The following is a 21,689-nucleotide window of genomic DNA, read 5'->3' on the forward strand; positions in this document are numbered from 1 at the left end:
ATTCGTCGATGAGTTCAGGCCCCGGCTTCATCGCGAAGATCGTCGATTGGCTGCGCGCCGGCTACCCGGACGGCGTGCCGACCAATGACTACCAGCCGCTCCTCGCGCTCCTGGACCGCCAGCTCACCAAGGACGAGGTCAAGGAGGTCACACGCGAGCTGATCAACGACGCGCACCTCACCCCCGAGGGCGTCGACCCGATCACCCGCGTGGACGCCGCCGTCGCGATCAGCGGCCGCACCCACGAGCTGCCGCTGGAGAAGGACATCACCCGCGTGCGCGAGCGCCTCGAGATCAAGGGCTGGCCCTTCGACGATGCGCCACTGCGGTACGACGACGATCCGCCCCAGTAGCCTCGACCCGTGAACCTCGAGCCGCTGCCGATCGACACCGTCGAATCCGCCCTCCCGCAGCTCGAGGCCCTGCTCGCGGGTACCGCCCCGGCGTGGCTGCCGGTCCCCGCGCGCGATCCGCGCGAGGCCGAACGGCTCACCACGGCGCTCGCCGCCGGCTCCCCCATCGACGAGCGCGCCGCGCTGGTGGTCGCCACGTCGGGCACCACCGGAATCCCCAAGGGCGCCGTGCTGACCCGCGCGAACCTCGCCTCGAGCGCCGCGGGTACCGCGCGACGCCTCGGCGGCGACGGGCAGTGGTTGCTCGCCATGCCCCCGCACCACGTCGCGGGGGTGCAGGTGATGCTCCGCTCGCTGGCCTCGGGCCACGCGCCCGTCGGGCTCGACGTCTCGGCGGGATTCGCACCGTCGGGCCTGGCGGAGGGGTTCGCGCGGATGACCGCGTCCCGTCGCTACTTGTCGCTGGTGCCCACCCAGCTGGTGAAGGTCCTCGCCGACCCGGCCGCGACCGAGGCGCTCGCCCGCTTCGACGGGGTGCTCATCGGCGGCGCCGCGTGCCCCGCGCCGGTCCGTGAGGCCGCGCTCGCGGCCGGGATCCGCATGGTGCGCACGTACGGGATGAGCGAGACCGCGGGCGGGTGCGTGTACGACGGTGCGCCCCTCCCCGGCGTGGAGGTGCGCCTCGACGGCCCGGAGTCCCGCGTCGTCCTGGGCGGCCCGACGGTGGCGCTCGGCTACCGGAACCTGCCCGAGCACCCCGCGTTCGCGGAGCCGGGCTTCTTCCGCACCGACGATGCGGGGACGCTGACCGACGGGGTTCTCGCGGTCACGGGCCGGCTGGACGAGGCCATCTCCACGGGCGGCCTGACGGTGCTCCCCCAGGTGGTCGAGGCGGTCCTCGCGCGCGTGCCGGGCGTCGCCGAGGTCGCGGTGTTCGCACAGCCCGATGAGCGCCTGGGCCAGGCGGTCGCGGCGGCCGTGGTGGCCGAGCCGGGGGCGACGGTCACCGTCGAGCAGGTCCGACGGGCCGTGGCGGCCGAGCTGGACCGGACGGCGGCGCCGCGGGCGTTGTACCTGGTCGACGAGCTGCCGCGGCGAGGCCCGGGGAAGATCGACCGGCGGGCGCTGGCGACCCGGCTCACAAATCTTCACGAGTGAAGGAAACTCTTGTAAGCTTACCGAGCAGTAATCTTACTCAGCAGTAAGTCCTGGCTCGGATCGGAGACCCGTGAAGCAGAACATCGCAGCGCAGACCCCGCTGCTCAGCCCCCGCGACGTCGATTTCCTCGTCTACGAATGGCTCGGCGCCGAGGAGCTCACCAAGCACGACAGGTTCTCCGAGCACTCACGCGAGACCTTCGACGCGGCCCTCGACCTGGCCGCGGACATCGCCGTGAAGAAGCTGTCCAACCACTACCGCGAGGCCGACGCGCACGAGCCCACCGTCGGGCCGGACGGAAAGGTCGTCACGCTGCCGGCGACCGCAGAGGGCATCAAGGCGATCTTCGACTCCGGGCTGCTCACCGGCGAGATCCCCACCGAGGAGGGCGGCATCGGCCTCCCGTCGGTCGTCGCCAAGGCCGCGTTCGCCTGGCTCAACGCCGCGAACCTGCCCACCGCCGTCTACACCGGCCTCACGCTGGGCAACGCCAACGTCATCCGCTCGTTCGGCACCGACGAGCAGAAGCGGCTGTTCGTCGAGCCGATGCTCGAGGGCCGGTTCACCGGCACCATGTGCCTGTCCGAGCCGGAGGCGGGCTCCGCGCTGGCCGACATCACCGCGAAGGCCGAGCGCCGCGAGGACGGCAGCTACGGCATCACCGGCACCAAGATGTGGATCACCGGCGGCGATCACGAGATGACCGAGAACATCGTGCATCTCGTGCTCGCGAAGGTGCCCGGCTCGCCCGACGGCGTGAAGGGCATCTCGCTGTTCATCGTGCCCAAGTTCCTGGTCAACGACGGCGCCGACGGCGCCGTCGAGGTCGGCGCCCGCAACGACGTCACCCTGGTGGGCTTGAACCACAAGATGGGCAACAAGGGCACCACCAACTGCCTCCTCGCGTTCGGCGACGGCAGCCACCCCCAGGAGGGCGGCGGCGCCACCGGCTACCTGGTGGGGACGGAGAACCGCGGCCTGATCCAGATGTTCCAGATGATGAACGAGGCGCGGATCGCGGTGGGCTACACCGCCTCCGCGAACGCCTACACCGCGTACCTGCAGTCACTGGGGTACGCGCGGGGCCGGGTGCAGGGGCGTCCGGTCACGGCGCTCGACGGTCCGCAGGTCCCGATCATCGAGCATCCGGACGTGCGCCGGATGCTGCTGGCGCAGAAGAGCTACGCCGAGGGCGGGCTCGCCCTCACCCTGTACGCGGCGCGCCTGATCGACGAGGCGGCCACCGCCGCCGACGACGCCGCCCGGACCGCCGCCGAGCGCCTGCTCGACTTCCTCACCCCGATCGTCAAGAGCTGGCCGGCCGAGTTCGGCGTCAAGGCCAACGATTACGCCATCCAGATCCACGGCGGCTACGGGTACACCCGCGATTACAACGTGGAGCAGTTGTACCGGGACAACCGGCTCAACGCGATCCACGAGGGCGCCAAGGCGATCCACGGCCTCGACCTCCTGGGCCGCAAGGTGCCGCAGCACGGCGGGGCGTCGTTCGGAGCCCTGCTGGGCCGGATCGAGGCCACGGCGGCGCGGGCCGCCGAGAAGGCCGAGCTCGCCGGCTTCGCCGCGAAGCTCAGGGCGGCATCCGCCCGGGCCCTCGAGGTCACGATGGCCGTGGGCGGCGCGGGAGATCCGGAGCTGTCGCTGGCGAACGCCACGGCGTACCTGGACGGGCTCGGCCACGTCGTGGTGGCGTGGCTGTGGCTCGATCAGGCCCTCGCCACGTACGGCGAGGACGGGGCGGCGCTGCAGGACGCCTTCTACCGCGGTAAGCGCACGGCGGCGCGCTACTTCTTCACCTACGAGCTGCCCAAGGCGCACACCGAGTTCGATCTGCTGGCCGAACTCGACCGCACCACTGTCGACCTCGACACCACGATCCTCTGACGACTGCTTAGGCTGGGCGCATGGCATCCCCCGCGCAGTGGCTCGAAGGAGCCCGGCCCCGCACGCTCCCGAACGCGATCGCCCCGGTGATCGCGGGCACCGGAGCGGCGGGGTTCCTCGGCGAGGCGGTGTGGTGGAAGGCGCTGCTGGCGCTGGTCGTCTCGCTGTCGCTGATCATCGGCGTGAACTTCGCGAACGACTACTCGGACGGGATCCGCGGCACCGACGACGACCGCGTCGGGCCGCTGCGGCTCGTCGGGTCCGGCCTGGCCTCCCCCGCGTCCGTCAAGCGCGCGGCGTTCGCGTGCTTCGGCGTAGGCGGCGTGGCCGGAGTGGCGCTCTCGCTGACATCGGCGTGGTGGCTGATCCTCGTGGGCCTGGCCTGCGTGGCGGGCGCCTGGTTCTACACCGGCGGCAAGACCCCCTACGGCTACCAGGGCTTCGGGGAGATCGCGGTGTTCGTGTTCTTCGGCCTGGTCGCGGTCCTCGGCACCGAGTTCGTGCAGGCCGGCCGTATCGACGCGACGGGCGTGCTGGCCGCGTGCGCCATCGGCTCGTACAGCTCGGCGGTGCTGGTCGCCAACAACCTGCGCGACATCCCCACCGACCGCGAATCGGGCAAGATCACCCTCGCCGTGCGGCTCGGGGACTCCCGCACCCGGGTGCTGTTCGGCGTGCTGGTGGCAGTCCCGACGGTGCTCGGCCTCGCCCTGGCAGCGGTCGCCACCCCGTGGGCGCTCCTGACGCTGCTCTCCGCGCCGCTCGCCGTACGCGCGGCGCTCCCCGTGGTCCGCGGCGGCCAGGGCCCCGCGCTCATCCCGGCCCTGGCACAGACCGGCCTCGCGATGCTGGTGTGGTCCGTCGCCGCGGCGGCGGCGCTGTTCCTCGGCGCCTGACGGGCGCACGGAATCGTCAGCCCCTGGCGGTACCGTCCCTGCATGTCGGACATCGAACGGCTTCGCGTCGTGGCGACCGTGGCGCGCACCCACAGCATCAGCGAGGCAGCGCGGGTCCACGGCATCGCGCAGTCCACGGTGACCCGTTCGGTCGCGGCCGCCGAACAGTTGGTGGGGTTCCCCCTGTTCCAGCGGGGACCTGCGGGATCACAGCAGGCGGCGGGCGCGCAGCCGGCGATCGCGCTGATCGAGCGGATCGTCGGGGGCTTCGACGAGCTGCGCGCCCTGAACGACGAGCGCCCTCCGGCCCTGCGCTTCGCCCACCGCGCCGACCTCCCGATCCCCGTCCGCCTGGACAGCGCGATGGCGCGGTGGAATCGAGGGAACACGCTGCGGGCTGAGCCCGTGGTCCTGGACGATCCGCTCGCGGCCGTCCGCGCCGGGCGGGTCGAGTTCGCCGTCCTCCTACGCGGCGGCCCGCTGCTCCCGGGCCTGAGGACAGCGATCGTGCACCTCCTGCGCCCCGAGAGGGTGGAATTGCTCTGCCTTCCGGATCCGACCGGTGCCACGGACGAATTCCTCAGGCTCGTGTAGCAGTCCTATCCGGCGGACACCGCCCGCGCACCCCGCCGCGCGTCATGCGTGCGACGCATGGCCAGACCGCCGGAAAATGCCTCTGAACAGGGACGATCCACCTATGCGTGCCGCGCATGGCTTTTCGGGAGCGACCAGAGCTCGCGCGATCACCCGAGTGCGGGCTCGCCCGCCGCGGCCAGCAGCCCCAGCTTCTCGTGGCTCTCCGAGCCGGGCTGCGCGGTGTACACCAGCAGCAGGTGGGACTGCTCGGGGTCCACGAGGTGCTGGCAGTCCAGCTCGAGGAGGCCCACGTCCGGGTGGACGAACCGCTTCACCGCGCTCGGGCGGATCCCCACCGGGTGCGCCTCCCAGAGCGTCGCGAACTCCGCACTGCGGGCCAGCAGGAGGTCCGCGTACTCCGCCGCCCGCGAGCCCTGCCCGCGGAGCGCGACCGCCGCCCGCAACCCCGACACGAACATCGACGACAGGAACTCGTGATCCTCCGGATGGTGGATCGCCCGGGAACCGGGGTCCGTGAACCACCGGTAGCCGACGCTCCGCTCCGGCCCGGTGTACCGGGTGGTGTCGCCGGTCAGGGCCACGGACAGCGGCGTCTGCCGCAGCGTCTCCCCCAGCTCGGTGACGATCTCGGCGGGGGTGTCGGCCAGTCGGTCCAACACACGCAGCAACCCGGGCCCGATGTGGTCGCCCGTCGCGCCGCGCGGCGGCGCGGTGTGCCCGGCCAGCCGGAACAGGTGATCCCGCTCGTCGAGGTTGAGATGGAGGCCCTGCGCGATCGACGCGATCATCTGCTGCGACGGCTGCGGGCCGCGCTGCCGCTCCAGCCGGGTGTAGTAGTCGGCGGACATGTGGCACAACGCCGCGACCTCCTCGCGGCGCAGCCCCTCCGTCCGGCGGCGCCGCCCGCGCGGCAGCCCCACGTCCTCGGGCTGCAGCGCCGCGCGCCGGCGCCGCAGGAATTCCGCGAGCCCCTCCCGGTCGATCATCCGCACTCAACTCCCCTCGAGCACCGTCGAGCGTCCCGGAGCGCACCCGCTGCTCCTGAAATCCGACGGTACTGCCGCGCGGGCCGCGGCGCGCCCTCCCCGGCCCGCGTATCCGGGGATCGACGATCCCTGGATGGGGATCCCCGCCGCTGCCACGGTGGATGCATGAGCAGAGCACCGATCGACATCACCCTCCCCGACCTCGCCGGGCGCCGCGCCGTCGTCACCGGCGGCACGGACGGCATCGGACTGGGCATCGCCCGGCGCCTCGCCGCCGCCGGGGCCGACGTGGTGCTGCCCGCCCGCAACCCCGCCAAGGCGGAGGCGGCGGTGGCGGCGATCCGGGAGGAGAGCCCCTCGGCCGCGGTCACCGTCGAAACCCTCGACCTGTCGTCGCTGGAATCGGTCGCGGCGCTCGGCCGGTCGCTGCTGGACGACGGGCGGCCCGTCCACGTCCTCATCAACAACGCCGGCGTGATGACGCCGCCCACCCGGCAGGCCACCGCGGACGGCTTCGAGCTGCAGTTCGGCACGAACCACCTCGGGCACGTGGCCCTGGTCGCCCACCTGCTGCCGCTCCTGCGTGCCGGCGGGGCGCGGGTCACGTCGCAGATCAGCATCGCCGCGAACGAGCGGGCGATCAACTGGGACGACCTGAACTGGGAACGCTCCTACGACGGGGCCGGCGCCTACAGCCAGTCCAAGATCGCGTTCGGGCTGTTCGGGCTCGAGCTCGACCGGATCAGCCGGGAGCGCGGCTGGGGCATCAGCAGCAATCTCGCGCACCCCGGCGTGGCGCCCACGAACCTGCTGGCCGCGCGCCCCGAGATCGGCCGCGACGGCGACACCCTCGCCGTCCGGGCCATCCGGCGGCTGTCGAACCGGGGTGTGCTGGTGGGCACCGTCGAGACCGCGAAGCTCCCCGCGCTGCTCGCCGCGACGGCACCGGATGCGGGCGGCAAGCTGTACGGCCCCAAGGGCTTCCGTCACCTGGGCGGCGCCCCCGCCGAGCACGCGCCGTACAGCCGGATCAGCGGCCGGGAGGAGGCCCGCCGGATGTGGGAGGTCTCCGAGCGCCTCACCGGGGTGCCGTTCGGCGGGTGACCCGCCCTACTCCCGCCAGGACCCGTCGGCCAGGAACCGCTCGACGGTGAGCGTCGGCGGGATCAGGTCGAAGCCCTGCCCGGACACCCAGGCGTCGTCGAAGTACGTGTCCAGGTAGCGGTCACCGTCGTCCGCGAGCAGCGTGACCACGCTGCCCGACGTGCCCGCGGCCACCATCTCGGCGAGCACGCCGAACGCGCCCCAGAGGTTGGTGCCCGTGGATCCGCCGACGTGGCGGCCCAGGAGCGAGGATGCGACCCGCGCCGCGGCGATGGAGCCCGCGTCGGGCACGCCGACCATCCGGTCCACGATGTCGGGGATGAAGGAGGGCTCGACGCGGGGGCGGCCGATGCCCTCGATCCGCGAGGACCTCCCGGTCTCCACACCGCAGTCCGACGCCTCGAAGCCCGGGAGGAAGCTGGAGTTCTCCGGGTCCACGACGCACAGCCGCGTGGCGTGCCGCCGGTACCGGATGTACCGCCCGATCGTCGCGGAAGTACCGCCGGTGCCCGCGCCGACCACGATCCACGCCGGCTCCGGGTGCTCCTCCAGCGACAACTGGGAGAAGATCGACTCGGCGATGTTGTTGTTGCCGCGCCAGTCCGTCGCCCGCTCGGCGTGCGTGAACTGGTCCATGTAGTGCCCGCCCCGCTCGTCCGCGAGCCGGGCCGCCTCCGTGTACACCTGGTCAGCGCGGTCCACGAAGTGGCAGGTGCCGCCCTCGCGCTCGATGAGCGCGACCTTCGCGGGCGACGTGGACTTCGTCATCACCGCCACGAACGGCAGCCCGAGCAACTTGGCGAAGTACGCCTCGGAGACGGCGGTGGAGCCCGACGAGGCCTCGATCACGGTGGTCCCCTCGCGCACCCAGCCGTTGCACAGCGCGTAGAGGAACAGGGACCGGGCCAGCCGGTGCTTGAGGCTGCCGGTGATGTGGGTGGTCTCGTCCTTGAGGTAGAGCTGCACCCCGGCCTTCACCCCCCACTCGCCGAGCGGGAACCGGAGCAGGTGGGTGTCGGCGCTGCGGCGCGCGTCGGCCTCGATGAGGCGGACGGCGTTGTCGACCCAGGAGCGGTCGGCGCTCCGGTCGCAGACGACGGTCACTCGTCCATCCCCTGCAGCCGGCGGCGGAAGTCGTTGCGCTCGGCCTTGCGCTTGCTGTCGACGACGGCGGCGTTGCGTGTCACCCGATCGCGCAGTCCCTTGCCCACGACCATCGACAGCGGGAGCGCCACGACGATGGCGAACAGGAATACCGGAATGAGGGGCACCTCGTCGGTGATGAGTCGGCCGATTCCGTAGAACACCGCGACGATCACTGCGACAAGTGCCAAGCGAAACAGCGTATATAAAAGAATATCGCGCGCCAGGCCGCGTTTGGCGGCGCCGATTTCGGAGTCCGACGGTGCGCCTGACTGCGGGCTTGCGGAGGGGGAGGAATCGGTCACCCCCCAAGCCTACCTCCGGTCCGAAATACGACTTTACCAATACTTGACACTTGGATAGGGGTTCGAACACTCGGGCAAATCACTGCATACTGGGCATCATGACCACGGCACACCCCAACACCGCCCAGCGCCCCGCCGATCTGCGTGCGGCCGCGCCCCGTCAGCCCGAACGACTCATGACCCCTGGCCAGGTGGCCGCTCTGTTCAACGTGAACCCCAAGACCGTCACCCGGTGGGCGGGCGCGGGCCTGCTCGGCTCCGTGCGGACCCCCGGCGGGCATCGTCGCTTCCGCGCCTCCGAGGTCTTTGCTCTACTGAACCAGAATACGACGCAGTAGCCGTCCCGTCATCGTCCGCGATTCGACCGGAAAAAGGGCGCCACTCCCGCACGGGATGTGGCGCCCTTTCGCATGTTTCGCGATTCCGCGGAAATGTCAGGCGTACGAGTGGAGACCGCTCACCACGTAATTGATGACGAACAGATTGAAGAACATCGCAACGAATCCGAGGATGTTGAGATACGGTGCGGCCCGCCGCCACACCGACGTCGCGCGGGCGTGCAGATACGCCGCGTAGATCACCCACGCGATGAAGGACACCGTCTCCTTGGGGTCCCAACCCCAGGCCCGGCCCCACGCCGCCTCCGCCCAGATCGCGCCGCAGATCACGCCGGCGCTGAACAGCGGGAAGGCCACGATCACGGTGCCGTACGCCACCCGGTCCAGGACCTTGGCGGACGGCAGGCGCTCGACGAGCGTCCCGAAGGCGCCCGACGGCGCGCGCACGGTCCCGTCCGGCGCCTCGTAGTGCCGCCGCAGCAGGAACAGCAGGCTCGCCACGCCGGACACGAGGAAGATGCCGGAGCCGACCGAGACGATCGACACGTGGATCGCGAGCCAGTACGACTTCAGGGCCGGCACCACGGGGCCCGCGGTCGTGTAGAGCACGCCCTCGGCGACGAACATCAGCACCAGCACCGGCACCAGGACGAACACGAGGATCGGGCGGGTCGCGGTGGAGCGCAGCATGATCAGGCCCGCGAGCACCGCGCCCGCGCAGGTGATCGCGACGAACTCGTACATGTTGCCCCAGGGCATGCGGTCCGTCGCGAGGCCGCGGCACACGATGGACGCGATGTGCAGCAGCAGGCCCGCCGCGACCACCGCGTAGCCCATCCGCCCGATGCGCTCCGACCGGCCGCGCCGCGGCGCGTCGTCGACCACGAGCCCCGGAGTGGACGACGTGGCGATGGGGGCGCCCCCCGCCGCGACCAGCTCGCGGCTGCGGTCGCGCGCCGCGCTCCGGTCCACGCTGGACGTCGCCAGCTCCACGACCAGCAGGATCAGCGCGAAGGCGTAGATCCCCGTCGCGCTGGTGAACAGCACGTCCGAGTACTTGGCCAGGTCGGCGTCGATGTCAGGACCCATCAGTTCGTCTCTTCCTCATCGGATCTCTGCGGGCGGGTCGCGTTCCGCCCCACCAGCCGGTCGGCCAGCTCCTCGAAGTCCTCGTTCCAGCCGGCCTCGTCGGTGCGGGCCAGCCCGGCGATCTCCACCACGGTACCGCCGCCCTCGCGCGGTGTGAGCCGCGCGAACACCCGGCGGCGCTTCACCGTGAGCGAGACGATGAGCCCGGCGAGCATGCCGATCGCGAAGCCGAGCGTCCAACCCTGCTCCGGGTTGTGGCTCACCTGGAGCGCCGCGAAGTTCTTCACCCCGTCGAACCGCACCTGCGTGCCGTCCTCGAGCGTCGTCGCCTGCCCCACGTCGAGGTTCACGCGCGCCTTCTTCACCAGGCGCCCGGAGTCGATCTGGTCGCGGCTCAGCGCGAAGATGTTCTGCGGCTTGCCGGTGTCCAGCCCGGTGTCGCCCTGGTACACGTCCACCGCCACGGCGGGGTCGTTCGGCGCGGGGAAGCTGGAGGTCAGCAGCGAACCGTCGAGCCGCTTGGTGGGGGCGAGCAGCCCCTCGATCCCGATCTGCTTGGCGCGGCGCTCGTCCTCGGTCCTGTAGAGGTCGCCCGGCGGGTCGAACCGCAGGGCGCCCGAGGAGAGGAACGAGAACTTGTCCTGCGGAGCGAACTGCATGGTCTGGGTGCGGACGGCGCCGTTCGGGTAGGTCACCGTGAACGTGCCCGCGTAGCCGTGGCCCAGCATGTAGACGCGCACGCCCTCGGTGCGCAGCGGCTTGTTGACCTCGATCGAGTACTTCTGCCAGGTGTCCTCGCGCAGCCCGTCGCGGTCCTGGTAGGAGGCCTCGGTGCGGAACATGTCCGGCTGGCCGTTGGGGTGGAACGTGGCCTGCACGTCGTCGGCGCGGAGGCAGAACGGGGCGAGGCCGGTGCCGTCGACCAGGTTGCCCGCGCGGAAGGTGTCGTAGTTCGACGAGGAGTTGCAGAAGCCCCCGTCGCCCGCGATGACGATCCGCGAGCCCTCATAGCCGAACTGGTGGCCCACCCCGATCGCCACCAGGATCCCCAGCAGCGACGCGTGGAACAGCAGGTTCCCGGCCTCGCGGAGGTAGCCCTTCTCGGCGGAGACGGTGACGACCCCGTCGGCCTCGCCCTTGCCGCCCGCGCGGCTGACCTTGCGCCAGCCGCGCATGTTGCCGAGCATCGTCGCGGCGAGGGCCTCGGGATCCTCGGTGGACTCACGCTCGGTGTGCCGCGGCATCCGGGCGAGGTTGCGGGGCGTCTTCACGGGCGGGGTGCGCAGGGCGCGCACGTGCTCGCCGAGGCGCGGCACGATGCAGCCCACGAGCGAGACGAACAGCAGCACGTAGATCGACGTGAACCAGATCGACTTGAACACGTCGAAGAGCTGGAGCTTGTCCATGAGCTCGCCGAGCGTGCCGTGATCGTCGATGTACTTCGCGGTGGCCTGCGAATCGATGTCGCGCTGCGGCAGCAGCGCGCCGGGCATCGCGGCGACGGCCAGCAGGAACAGCAGCACCAGCGCCGTCTTCATCGACGTCAGCGAGCGCCACGTGTTGCGGCACGTCGCCAGCACGCGGCGGGGCAGGGATTGCGAGAGGGGAGCAGTCATCAGATCGGCATCACCGTGTCGGAGACGAACATTCGGCGCACCAGGTCCACCAGCTCGGCCCAGTAGCCGGTGACCAGGGCGATGCCGACGAGGATCATCAGCACCCCGCCGAACACCTGGATCTTCCGGGAGTTGCGGCGCAGCCACCCGACGGCGCGGACGGCCACCGTCGAACCGAGAGCCAGGACGACGAACGGCAGCCCCAGCCCCAGGCAGTACGCCACGATGAGCGCGGCGCCGCGGGCGGGCGCGGCCTCGGTGCCCACGCTCACGGAGAGGATCCCGGCCAGGGTGGGGCCGGTGCACGGGGTCCAGCCGAGCGCGAAGACGCCGCCGAGCAGCGGCGCGCCGGCCAGGGTGGTCCACTGCCGGGGCGCGAACCGCACGTCGCGGTCCATCAGCGGGACCAGCCCGATGAACACGAGCCCCATGACGATGGTGACCACGCCGCCGATGCGCATCAGGGTCTCGGCGTTGAGCCGGATCGACGTGGCGAGCCCGAACACGGACATCGTCATCAGGAGGAACACCGCGGTGAACCCGGCTACGAACAGGCCGGCGGCGCCCACGACGCGCCAACGCCCCGCGCGCGCACCGGCTTTCGCCTCGTCGACGGTGGCGGCGGGCGCCTCGGCGCCGACCAGGCCGGACAGGTACGAGAGGTAGCCGGGCACGAGCGGCACGATGCACGGGGACGCGAACGACACCAGGCCCGCCAGCGCGCACGCGGCGAGGGCGACGATCAGCGGCCCGGACACGGCCGCATTCGCGAAGGCCTCCCCCATCACTGCTCCTTGAGGACGGTGTCGATGGTGCCGAGCAGTTCCTTCTCGGCGACCGTCGTCAGATAGGTCGCGGCCACCCGGTGCTGCCGGTCGAGCACGAAGGTCATCGGGACCACGGTGGTGGGGTACTGCTCGCCGATGGCCAGCAGCGTGCGGCCGGGCGGATCGTAGATCGACGGGTAGGTCAGGCCCTGCGAGGCGATGAAGTCGCGGGCGGCGTCGTCACCGGCGGTCTCCCGGACGTTGATGCCGAGGAACTGCACGCCCTTGTCCTTGGTCGCGACGTACGCGCGCTCCAGGTCGGGGGATTCGATCCGGCACGGCGCGCACCAGGAGCCCCACACGTTGATGACCACCACCTTGCCCGCGAAGTCGGACAGCGAGATCCTGGTGTTCGCGTCCGCCACGCTGCGCCCGGTCAGGGTGCCGACGGTGCTGCGCTTGCCGGGCTCGTAGAAGTGCTTGGTCTTGCCGTTGGGGGCGATCACGCCGCCCTTGCCGCTCTGGTCCGTGAACTGGACGCAGCCGGCGGCGGTCACCGCGACCACGCCGACGATCAGGGCGGCGAGCGCACGGCGGGTGGCGGTGCGGGCGGCCCGGGCCGAGCGCGTCACGCGCCGGTCGCCAGCGGGTCGGAGGCGCCCGCCGGCTCGGAGTAGACGAGGTCCACGAGCGCGTCGCCCTCGTAGACGAGGCTGGTCAGGGAGGCCAGCGAGCATTGCCGCTTGCGGGGGTCGTGCCACAGGCGCTTGCCCTCCAGGTGCCGGCGCAGGGTCACGACGGGGAGTTGGTGGCTCACCAGTACCGCCTCGTGGCCGCGGGCCCGCTCCCGCGCGATGTCGACGACGCCGAGCATGCGGTGCGCGATCTGCAGGTACGGCTCGCCCCACGACGGGGTGAAGGGGTCGCGCAGCTTGGCCCAGTGCTCCGGCCGGCGCAGCGCACCGTCGCCCACCGACACCTTGAGACCCTCGAACCGGTTGCCCGCCTCGATGAGCTCGTAGTCGGTGATGATGCCGAGCCCGTGCACCGCGGCGATGGGGGTGGCGGTCTCCTGAGCGCGCTGCAGAGGCGAGGCGAAGACCTGGGTGATGTCGTGATCGGCGAGGGCGTCCGCGACGGTCTGCGCCTGCGCGCGACCGCGGTCGGAGAGCCGGAAGCCGGGGAGGCGCCCGTAGAGGATGCCGTCGGGGTTGTGCACCTCGCCGTGCCGCATCACGTGCACGATCGTCTGGGTCTGGTCCTGGGTCATGACGGGCGGGTTCCTTCTACTGCGCCCGGGCGGCGGCGGCCGCGCGGGCGGCGGCGGGCAGGGCCGCCGCGATGGTCTCGAAATCGGTGTCGGTGAGCGCGGCGGAGACGAACCACGCCTCGAAGGCGCTCGGCGGCGGGTACACGCCCTGCTCCAGCAGCGAGTGGAAGAACGGGGCGAAGCGGAAGGTCTCCGCGGCCTTGGCCTCGGCGTAGCTCGTGACGGGGCCGCCGGCGAAGAACACCGAGACCAGGTTCCCGGCGTACTGGACGTGGTGGGTGACGCCCTCGGCGGTGAGCGCGTCGCCGATGAGGCCGCCGAGCCGGCGGCTGTTGGCGTCGAGGGCGGCGTACACGTCGGCGGTGGCGTTGCGCAGGGTCGCGAGGCCCGCTGCCACGGCGACGGGGTTCCCGGACAGGGTCCCGGCCTGGTAGACGGGGCCGAGCGGGGCCAGGTGGTTCATCACGCGCTCGCTGCCGCCGAAGGCCGCGGCGGGCAGGCCGCCGGACATGACCTTGCCGAAGGTGAACAGGTCCGCGTCGACCGGGTCGAGCCCGTACCAGCCGGCGGCGCTGACCCGGAAACCCGTCATGACCTCGTCGAGGATGAGCAGCGCACCGTCGGCCTCGGTGATCTCCCGCAGGCCCGCGTTGAAGCCCGGCAGGGGCGGGACGGCGCCCATGTTGCCGGCGGCCGCCTCGGTGATGACGGCGGCGATCTCGCCCGGGTAGCGGGCGAAGGCTTCGCGGACGGCGTCGAGGTCGTTGTACGGGAGGACCAGGGTGTCCGCCGCCTGGGCGCCGGTGACGCCGGGGCTGGTCGGAAGGCCCAGGGTGGCGACGCCGGAGCCGGCGTCGGCGAGCAGCGCGTCGACGTGGCCGTGGTAGCAGCCGGAGAATTTGACGATCTTGCCGCGACCGGTGACGCCGCGGGCCAGGCGCACGGCGCTCATGGTGGCCTCGGTGCCGGAGTTGACGAGGCGGACCCGCTCGACGGGGGCCACCCGCGCGATGAGTTCCTCGGCGAGCTCCACCTCGGCCTCGGTGGGCGCGCCGAAGCTGAGGCCGGTGGACGCGGCCCGCTGCACGGCGTCGACCACGGCGGGGTGCGCGTGCCCGAGGATCATCGGGCCCCAGCTGGAGACCAGGTCGACGTAGGTGTTGCCGTCGGCGTCGGTGAGCTGCGAGCCCGTGGCGGAGGTGATGAACCGGGGCGTTCCGCCGACGGCGGAGAAGGCGCGGACGGGTGAGTTCACGCCGCCCGGGATCGATGCTGCTGCGCGCTCGAAGAGCGCGGCGCTGGTCGCTGCGGGGGTTTCGGGGGAACTCACGACCTCCAGTGTCCCAAACGAGGGCAACTCGTCAACTACAGGGTGTAGGAGGCGGGCCTCCCGGACCATCCCGGGGAACTGAGCGCAGCGGAGCGCACCCGCCTCGTATAGTGGAACAGGTTCCAGCCAGGGGCCCGACACCTCACACAAGGGGAGCACGCACATGGAACGGCTCAGCGGGCTGGACGCCTCCTTCCTCTACCTCGAATCCCGATCGCAGCTGATGCACGTGTCCGGGATCCTCGAACTGGACCCCGGCACCGTCGAGGGCGGCTACCGGTTCGAGGACCTGCGCTCCGAGCTGGCGCGCAGGATCACCGCGATGCCGGCGTTCCGGCGCAAGCTGCACGATTCGGTGATCAACCTGGACCACCCGGTGTGGGTGGAGGACGAGAACTTCGACATCGAGGCGCACGTGCACCGGGTGGCGGCGCCCGCGCCGGGCGGCAAACACGAACTGGCCGAGCTGTGCGCGCACGTGGCCGGGCTGCCCCTGGACCGCAGCAAGCCGCTGTGGGAGATGTGGGTGATCGAGGGCCTCGCCGACGGGCGGATCGCGATCATGATGCGCATGCACCACGCGGGCGTCGACGGGGTCACCGGCGCGGGCCTGATGGCCCAGCTGTGCTCGCTGACGCCCGAGCCGCCGCCGCTGGACCCGGAGATGGTGGGCCGTTCGACCGGGGGCGCGCCCGTCTGGGAGCTCGCGGCCGACGGTGCGCGGAACGTCCTGATGCGCCCGCTGTCGCTGGTCTCGCTCATCCCGCGGACGCTGCCGGTTCCGGTGAAGTGGTGGTCGCGGGCACGGCGCGGCGAGGCGATGCCCGCCCCGTTCAGCGCGCCGCGCACGTCGCTGAACAGCGCGATCACCGGGCACCGGTCCATCGCGTTCGCGAACGTTCCGCTGGAGACGGTCAAGCTGATCAAGGACCACTACGGCGTCAAGGTCAACGACGTGGTGCTGGCGGCGGTGTCCGGCGCGATCCGCGAATTCCTGCACGACCGGGGCGAGCTGCCGCAGCAGCCGCTGGTCGGGATGGTGCCGGTATCGGTGCACGAGGCCGAGATCGGCGCCACCCTGGTGGAGGGCACGAACAAGGTGACCGGCATGTTCACCCGGCTCACCACGGACGTCGAGGGCCCCGTCGGGCGGCTCGAGGCGATCCGGGAGCGAGTGGCCACGAGCAAGGAGCACCACGGCGAGCTGGACGACAACCTGCTGCGCTCGTGGGCCCAGTTCGCGCCCGCGTCGATCATGCAGCTGGGCGCGAAGCTCTACGGCGACAACAACATCCCCGAGCTGCACCCCGTGGTCTACAACCTGGTGATCTCCAACGTGCCGGGCCCGGACTTCCCGCTGTACTTCCTGGGCGCGCGGATCCACTCGATGTACCCGCTGGGCCCGGTGTTCCACGGCGCGGGTCTCAACGTGACGGTCTTCTCGCAGGAGGGCACACTGAACATCGGAGTCATCGCCTGCAAGAAGCAGGTGCCCGATCCCTGGCCGATCGTGCGCGCCTTCGAGCGCGACATCGCGGAGCTCGCCGCGTCGGTCGACGGTGCGGGACCGACGACGGACGGAGGGAATCCATGACGGCTACCGCAGCCGACGCCACCCGCGAGGAGTCCGACGGCCCGCGGGTCAGGATCGACGCGGGCGAGCTCCGGGGCCTCGACCAGGGGTCCGTGCACGCCTATCGCGGCATCCCCTACGCGGCGCCGCCGGTGGGCCCGCTGCGCTACCGCGCGCCGCAGACTGTGCGGCCCTGGGAGGGGGTGCGCGCGGCGACCGAGTTCAGCGACGCCGCGCCGCAGAACAAGAAGTACACGCTGATCGGGTTCCGGGAGTACCAGCCCACCAGCGAGGACTGCCTCACGCTCAACGTGGTCACCCCGGCGCGCCCGGCCACCACGCCGCGCCCGGTGATGGTGTTCATCCACGGCGGCGCCTACCTCATGGGCAGCTCCGCGACGCCGCTGTACTACGGCAACTCGCTGGTCGAGCGCGGCGACGTGGTCTTCGTGTCGATCAACTACCGGCTGGGTGCCCTGGGCTACCTGGACCTCACTGATTTCTCCACCGCGGAGCGGCCGATCGACGGCAACCTCGGCCTGCGTGATCAGGTGGCCGCCCTGGAGTGGGTGCACCGCAACATCGCCGCGTTCGGCGGCGACCCGGAGCGCGTCACGATCTTCGGCGAGAGCGCGGGCGGCAACGCCGTCACCACGCTGCTCGCCACGCCCGCCGCCCGCGGCCTGTTCCACCGGGCCATCGCGCAGAGCTCCGCGCCCGAGCTCACCGTCGACGCCACCACCGCGCGCGGCTGGGGCAAGCGGTTCGTCGAGATGCTCGGCGGACCCGAGGCGATCGACACGTCCACCTCGGAGGAGCTGGGCCGCACCGGCAATCACCTGATGGGCGAGGTCAATCGGGAACAGCTCGGCGTGGTCCCCTACGGCCCCACGGTCGACGGCGACTTCCTCCCGGAGGATCCGGAGGTCGCGATCGCCGCGGGGCGCGGCGCTCAGGTGCCGCTCATCATCGGCACCAACCGCACCGAGGCGACGCTGTTCACGAAGATGCCGGGAATGGGCAAGCCCTCGGCGGACCGCGCGGCGCACACCCTCGGCGCGCCGCAGGATCGGGTGGACGCGCTGACGGCCGCGTACCCGTCGTACCCGAGCGTTCCCGCGATCAACCGGCTGATCGGCGATTTCATGTTCTGGGCGCCGTCCGTGCGGATCGCGCAGGCGCACGCCAAGCACCAGCCCACGTACTTCTACCGGTACGACTTCTCGCCGAAGACGCTGGACCTGTTGGGCTACGGGCCGACTCACGCCTCGGAGCTGATGGCGGTGTTCGGCGTGTACCACGGCGTCACGGGTTGGGTCATGGGCGCGCTGGGCGACCGGCGGATCGCGATGCGGGTGTCCGACGGGATGCAGCGGGACTGGATCACCTTCTCGCGCACCGGCCGTCCCGCCGGCGAGTGGCCCACCTACAACGGAACCTCCAGGGCCACACTGGTCATCGACGACGAGAGCCGGGTGGAGTACGACCCGTCGGCCGAGATCCGGCGTGCCTGGGAGTCGTTCGAGGCGGCGCGCCGGTAGCGACCGTCCAGGGGAGTTCACCCGCTGCTCATGCCGCGGACGCGCTCGCGTCACCCGCGGGCGGCACGGTGCAGCCATGCCCTCGCCCTCTGTGAACCGTCGCACACTCCTCTTCGGCGCCGCGGGAGCGGCCGCCCTGTTCAGCGCGGGTTGCGCGTCGAACGGCGGCTCCTCCGCGCCGAGCTCGGCGCCGGGTTCCGCGCCGGGCGCCACCCCGCGCGGCGACCTGTTCGCGCTCGGCGTCGCATCGGGCGATCCCGCTCCGGACGGCGCTGTGCTGTGGACGCGGCTCGCGAAGGACCCGCTCGCCGAGGACGGGATGGGCGGCATCCCGTCGCGGGCGTTCCCGGTGCAGTGGGAGGTGGCCGAGGACGAGCGCTTCGCCAAGGTGGTGCAGCGCGGCGACGCCACCGCCGCCCCCGAGGCCGGGCACAGCGTGCACGTCGAGCTGGCGGGCCTGCAGCCGGGGCGGGAGTACTTCTACCGGTTCCGCGCCGAGGGCGCCCTCTCCCCGGTCGGGCGGACGCACACGACGCCCGCACCGGGTTCGATGACGCCGCTCGCGATGGCCTTCGCCAGCTGCTCGCAGTACGAGCACGGCTACTTCACGGCGTACCGGCACCTCGCCGAGGAGCGCCCGCAGCTGATCCTGCACCTGGGCGACTACCAGTACGAGTACGAGGCGGGCGGGTACGAGCTCAAGACCGGGAACGTGCGGGACCACAAGGGGCCCGAGACGCAGACCCTGGCGAACTACCGGCAGCGCTACGCGCAGTACAAGTCCGATCCGGACCTGCAGATCGCGCACGCGGCGGCCCCCTGGGTGGTCGTGTGGGACGACCACGAGATCGACAACAACTGGGCGGGCGAGATCTACGAGAAGCCGGAGAAGCCGCAGCCCGACTTCCTGGAGCGGCGCCGCGCCGCGTTCCAGGCGTACTACGAGAACATGCCGCTGCGGCGCGCGCAGGTGCCCAGCGGGCTGTCGATGAGGCTGTACCGCCGGGTGCAGTGGGGCGACCTCGCCACCTTCCACATGCTGGACACCCGGCAGTACCGCGACGACCAGGTGGGGAACGACAAGCTGCCGGCGACCGATCCGGAGAACCGGAACCCGGCGCGCAGCCTCACCGGGGCCGAGCAGGAGAGCTGGCTGCTGGACGGGCTGCACGCGTCGAAGGCGCGCTGGGACCTGTTGGGCCAGCAGGTGATGTTCGCGCCGATCGACTACGACCCGACGGACGCGGCGGGCTACAACCCGGACGGCTGGGACGGCTACGTGGGCTCGCGCGACCGCGTGATGGACGGCTGGCAGGCGGCCGGGACCCGCAACCCGGTGGTGCTCACCGGCGACGTGCACACCCACTACGCCAACGACATCCGTCGCGGCGACGCGGTGGTGGCGTCCGAGCTGACCGCCACGTCGATCACGAGCGGCGGCGACGGCTCGGCCGAGCACAGCGCGAAGGAGGCCGCGCAGCTGCGCGACAACCCGCACATCCGGCTGCTGCGGAATCAGCGCGGCTACATCAGCACCCGGATCACACCGGAGTCGATGCGCGCCGATTACCGCGTGCTGCCGTACGTCTCGAAGCCCGGTGCGCCCGTGGAGACAGCGGCGTCCTTCGACATCCGCGACGGGGTGCGCGGCCTGCAACAGGTCTGAGCCGCTCGGGCCCTGCCGCGGGTGATCCTGATCGCGAAACCCTCGCGAATCACCCTCGGTGGGTACGGTGGGAAGCATGAGTGCTTCGCCCTCACCGGCATCGTCGCCCGAACTGACCGCAGCGCTGCGCGCCATCCTCGACGGCCGCTGGGCCGCCACGAGGGACACGGTGCGCGAGCAGATCCAGGCCGGGGACGTGGTCCCCAAGGCGGGGCTGGGGCTCGACGAGTACCGCGAGCTGATGCTCACGCAGATGAAGGACATGGTGCCGCTGGGCTTCCCGGCCGACGGCTTCCGCACCGAGCACGGCGGCACCGGCGACGTGGGCGCCGCGGTGACCGCGATCGAAACGCTCGGCTACGGCGACCTGTCGCTGATGGTGAAGGCCGGCGTGCAGTGGGGCCTGTTCGGTGGCGCCGTGGAGAACCTGGGCACGAGGCACCACCACGACACCTACGTGCGTGGGCTGATCGATCTGGACGTGGTGGGCTGCTTCGCGATGACGGAGACGGGCCACGGCTCCAACGTGCAGGAGCTGGAGACCACGGCGACGTACCTCCCGGAGACGGGCGAGTTCGAGATCCACTCCCCCACGTCGAGCGCGCGCAAGGACTACATCGGCGGCGCCGGCAAGCATGCGCGCTGGGCCGCGGTGTTCGCGCAGCTCATCACCGGCGGCCCCGGCGAGGAGCCCACGGGCCGCGGCGTGCACTGCTTCGTGGTGCCGATCCGCGACGAGAACGGCGCGGACCTGCCCGGCGTGACCACCTCGGACTGCGGCTACAAGGGCGGCCTGCCCGGTGTGGACAACGGCCGCATCGTGTTCGACCGCGTGCGCATCCCGCGCGCGGAGCTGCTGAACCGGTACGCGGACGTCGCCGGGGACGGAACCTATTCCAGCCCCATCGAATCCGATAATCGCCGGTTCTTCACCATGCTGGGCACGCTGATCCGCGGCCGCGTCACGGTGGGCGCCGCGGCCGGCGCCGCGGGGCGCCTGGGCATCACCCTCGCCACCAAGTACGCGCTGGTGCGCCGCCAGTTCGACGCGCCGGGCGGCGAGAACGAGCTGCTCCTGCTGGACTACCGCACGCACCAGCGCCGGCTGCTGCCGCTGGTGGCCCGCGCCTACGCGTTCGCGCTGGCGCAGAACGAGCTCACGGCGGAGCTGCACGAGCTGCAGACGGGCGACCCGGAGGCCGTGGACGCCGACTACGCGCGCGAGATCGAGGGCAAGGCCGCCGCGATCAAGGCCGGCCACACCCGGCTCGCGTCGGACGCGATCAGCGCGGCGCGGGAGGCGTGCGGCGGCGCCGGATACCTCTCCGAGAACCGGCTTCCCCTGCTGCGCGGCGACATCGACGTGTTCACCACCTTCGAGGGCGACAACCTTGTGCTCACCCAGTTGGTCGCCAAGGAGCAGCTCACCGCGTACGCGGCCGATGTGCAGGGCCTCGACGCCGTGGGCTGGGTGCGGTTCGTCGCCGAGATGGCCCGCGACGTGGTGCTGGAGAAGACCGCAGCGCGCCAGGTGGTGCAGACGCTGATGGACGATTCGGACGAGGACACCGAGGAGAGCGAACTCACCCACCCGGGCACGCAGCTGCGCCTGCTCCGCAATCGGGAGAACCATCTGCTGCGCACCGCCGCGGACCGGATGCGCCGCGCCAAGGACGACGACGCGGACCCGCTCGAGGTGTTCACCGAGACCCAGGACCACCTGATCAAGGTCGGCGAGGCGCACATCGAGCGGATCGTCCTGGAGAGCTTCGTGGACGTGATCACGGACGTGCAGGACCGCGAGACCCGCGATGCGCTCAAGCTGATGCGCAACCTGTACGTGTACTCGCTGCTGGAGCGCGACCTGGGCTGGTACCTCATGCACCGGCACGTATCGGTGGAGCGGGCCAAGGCCATCCGCCGCGGCGTGAACGAGCTGTGCGGCAAGGCCCGCCCGATCGCGGACTCCCTGGTCGACGCGTTCGGCATCCCCGCCGCCGCCCTCGACGTACCGATGCTGGATCCGCGCAACAGCGTCGCCGCCCAGTAGCGGC

General features: G+C 71.5%; 20 protein-coding genes. 11 read left to right on the forward strand and 9 right to left on the reverse strand.

Annotation, left to right across the window (positions count from 1 at the left end; all coding sequences use genetic code 11):
- Positions 1-8: 8 nt before the first annotated feature.
- The 5 genes from BN39_RS03265 (at position 9) to BN39_RS03285 (ending at position 4,904) form a co-directional block, all read left to right on the forward strand.
- Entirely contained in the window at positions 9-353 is a 345-nt protein-coding gene (locus BN39_RS03265; RefSeq protein ID WP_019200923.1) for a DUF3349 domain-containing protein, read from the forward strand.
- A gap of 9 nt (positions 354-362) precedes the next feature.
- On the forward strand, positions 363-1,511 hold the full coding sequence (menE, locus tag BN39_RS03270; RefSeq protein ID WP_019200924.1) for an o-succinylbenzoate--CoA ligase: 1,149 nt from the start codon (positions 363-365) through the stop codon (positions 1,509-1,511).
- Positions 1,512-1,581: 70 nt separating this feature from the next.
- Complete coding sequence (locus BN39_RS03275) at positions 1,582-3,414, forward strand: acyl-CoA dehydrogenase (protein ID WP_019200925.1); 1,833 nt, start codon at positions 1,582-1,584, stop codon at positions 3,412-3,414.
- Between the two features lie 20 nt (positions 3,415-3,434).
- Entirely contained in the window at positions 3,435-4,310 is an 876-nt protein-coding gene (locus BN39_RS03280; RefSeq protein ID WP_019200926.1) for a 1,4-dihydroxy-2-naphthoate polyprenyltransferase, read from the forward strand.
- A 42-nt stretch (positions 4,311-4,352) separates the two neighbouring features.
- Complete coding sequence (locus tag BN39_RS03285) at positions 4,353-4,904, forward strand: LysR family transcriptional regulator (RefSeq protein ID WP_019200927.1); 552 nt, start codon at positions 4,353-4,355, stop codon at positions 4,902-4,904.
- Between the two features lie 149 nt (positions 4,905-5,053).
- Here BN39_RS03285 and BN39_RS03290 read toward each other — a convergent pair whose 3' ends face one another.
- The gene (locus BN39_RS03290) at positions 5,054-5,893 is read right to left on the reverse strand and encodes a helix-turn-helix transcriptional regulator (protein ID WP_019200928.1); all 840 of its coding nucleotides are present in this window, start codon (positions 5,891-5,893) and stop codon (positions 5,054-5,056) included.
- A gap of 165 nt (positions 5,894-6,058) precedes the next feature.
- Here BN39_RS03290 and BN39_RS03295 point away from each other — a divergent pair, with 165 nt between their 5' ends.
- Positions 6,059-6,997: an SDR family oxidoreductase gene (locus BN39_RS03295; protein WP_019200929.1), complete on the forward strand. Its 939-nt coding sequence runs from the start codon at positions 6,059-6,061 to the stop codon at positions 6,995-6,997.
- A gap of 6 nt (positions 6,998-7,003) precedes the next feature.
- On the opposite strand, the gene BN39_RS03300 is transcribed toward BN39_RS03295, so the two are convergent.
- Together BN39_RS03300 and BN39_RS03305 are read right to left on the reverse strand one after the other, a co-directional pair.
- On the reverse strand, positions 7,004-8,101 hold the full coding sequence (locus BN39_RS03300) for a PLP-dependent cysteine synthase family protein (RefSeq protein ID WP_019200930.1): 1,098 nt from the start codon (positions 8,099-8,101) through the stop codon (positions 7,004-7,006).
- Positions 8,098-8,445, reverse strand: coding sequence for a DUF4229 domain-containing protein (locus BN39_RS03305; RefSeq protein ID WP_081585903.1), 348 nt, complete (start codon positions 8,443-8,445; stop codon positions 8,098-8,100). Before BN39_RS03305 ends, BN39_RS03300 begins: the two co-directional genes overlap by 4 nt.
- Before the next feature lie 176 nt (positions 8,446-8,621).
- Here BN39_RS03305 and BN39_RS22620 point away from each other — a divergent pair, with 176 nt between their 5' ends.
- The gene (locus BN39_RS22620; RefSeq protein ID WP_019200932.1) at positions 8,622-8,783 is read left to right on the forward strand and encodes a BldC family transcriptional regulator; all 162 of its coding nucleotides are present in this window, start codon (positions 8,622-8,624) and stop codon (positions 8,781-8,783) included.
- A gap of 96 nt (positions 8,784-8,879) precedes the next feature.
- Here BN39_RS22620 and ccsB read toward each other — a convergent pair whose 3' ends face one another.
- Genes ccsB through hemL form a run of 6 tightly spaced genes read right to left on the reverse strand, consistent with a single transcriptional unit; the run spans position 8,880 to position 14,855 of the window.
- Entirely contained in the window at positions 8,880-9,872 is a 993-nt protein-coding gene (ccsB, locus tag BN39_RS03315) for a c-type cytochrome biogenesis protein CcsB (protein WP_019200933.1), read from the reverse strand.
- Complete coding sequence (locus tag BN39_RS03320) at positions 9,872-11,488, reverse strand: cytochrome c biogenesis protein ResB (protein ID WP_019200934.1); 1,617 nt, start codon at positions 11,486-11,488, stop codon at positions 9,872-9,874. The genes ccsB and BN39_RS03320 overlap by 1 nt, the downstream gene beginning before the upstream one ends.
- Positions 11,488-12,273: a cytochrome c biogenesis CcdA family protein gene (locus tag BN39_RS03325; RefSeq protein ID WP_019200935.1), complete on the reverse strand. Its 786-nt coding sequence runs from the start codon at positions 12,271-12,273 to the stop codon at positions 11,488-11,490. The genes BN39_RS03320 and BN39_RS03325 overlap by 1 nt, the downstream gene beginning before the upstream one ends.
- Complete coding sequence (locus tag BN39_RS03330) at positions 12,273-12,887, reverse strand: TlpA disulfide reductase family protein (protein ID WP_019200936.1); 615 nt, start codon at positions 12,885-12,887, stop codon at positions 12,273-12,275. The genes BN39_RS03325 and BN39_RS03330 overlap by 1 nt, the downstream gene beginning before the upstream one ends.
- Complete coding sequence (locus BN39_RS03335) at positions 12,884-13,525, reverse strand: histidine phosphatase family protein (RefSeq protein WP_019200937.1); 642 nt, start codon at positions 13,523-13,525, stop codon at positions 12,884-12,886. The genes BN39_RS03330 and BN39_RS03335 overlap by 4 nt, the downstream gene beginning before the upstream one ends.
- Before the next feature lie 16 nt (positions 13,526-13,541).
- On the reverse strand, positions 13,542-14,855 hold the full coding sequence (gene hemL / locus BN39_RS03340; protein ID WP_040765793.1) for a glutamate-1-semialdehyde 2,1-aminomutase: 1,314 nt from the start codon (positions 14,853-14,855) through the stop codon (positions 13,542-13,544).
- A gap of 163 nt (positions 14,856-15,018) precedes the next feature.
- Between hemL and BN39_RS03345 the strand changes: the two genes are divergently transcribed.
- The 4 genes from BN39_RS03345 (at position 15,019) to BN39_RS03360 (ending at position 21,685) form a co-directional block, all read left to right on the forward strand.
- The gene (locus BN39_RS03345; RefSeq protein WP_019200939.1) at positions 15,019-16,449 is read left to right on the forward strand and encodes a wax ester/triacylglycerol synthase family O-acyltransferase; all 1,431 of its coding nucleotides are present in this window, start codon (positions 15,019-15,021) and stop codon (positions 16,447-16,449) included.
- A complete protein-coding gene (locus BN39_RS03350; protein WP_019200940.1) occupies positions 16,446-17,969 on the forward strand; it encodes a carboxylesterase/lipase family protein in 1,524 nt (507 codons plus the stop codon). Before BN39_RS03345 ends, BN39_RS03350 begins: the two co-directional genes overlap by 4 nt.
- Positions 17,970-18,045: 76 nt before the next feature.
- Positions 18,046-19,635: an alkaline phosphatase gene (locus BN39_RS03355; RefSeq protein WP_040765795.1), complete on the forward strand. Its 1,590-nt coding sequence runs from the start codon at positions 18,046-18,048 to the stop codon at positions 19,633-19,635.
- 76 nt (positions 19,636-19,711) lie between these two features.
- A complete protein-coding gene (locus BN39_RS03360) occupies positions 19,712-21,685 on the forward strand; it encodes an acyl-CoA dehydrogenase (RefSeq protein WP_019200942.1) in 1,974 nt (657 codons plus the stop codon).
- The last annotated feature ends 4 nt before the right edge of the window (positions 21,686-21,689 follow it).

This window comes from Tsukamurella sp. 1534, from assembly GCF_000312385.1.
Lineage (GTDB): Bacteria > Actinomycetota > Actinomycetes > Mycobacteriales > Mycobacteriaceae > Tsukamurella.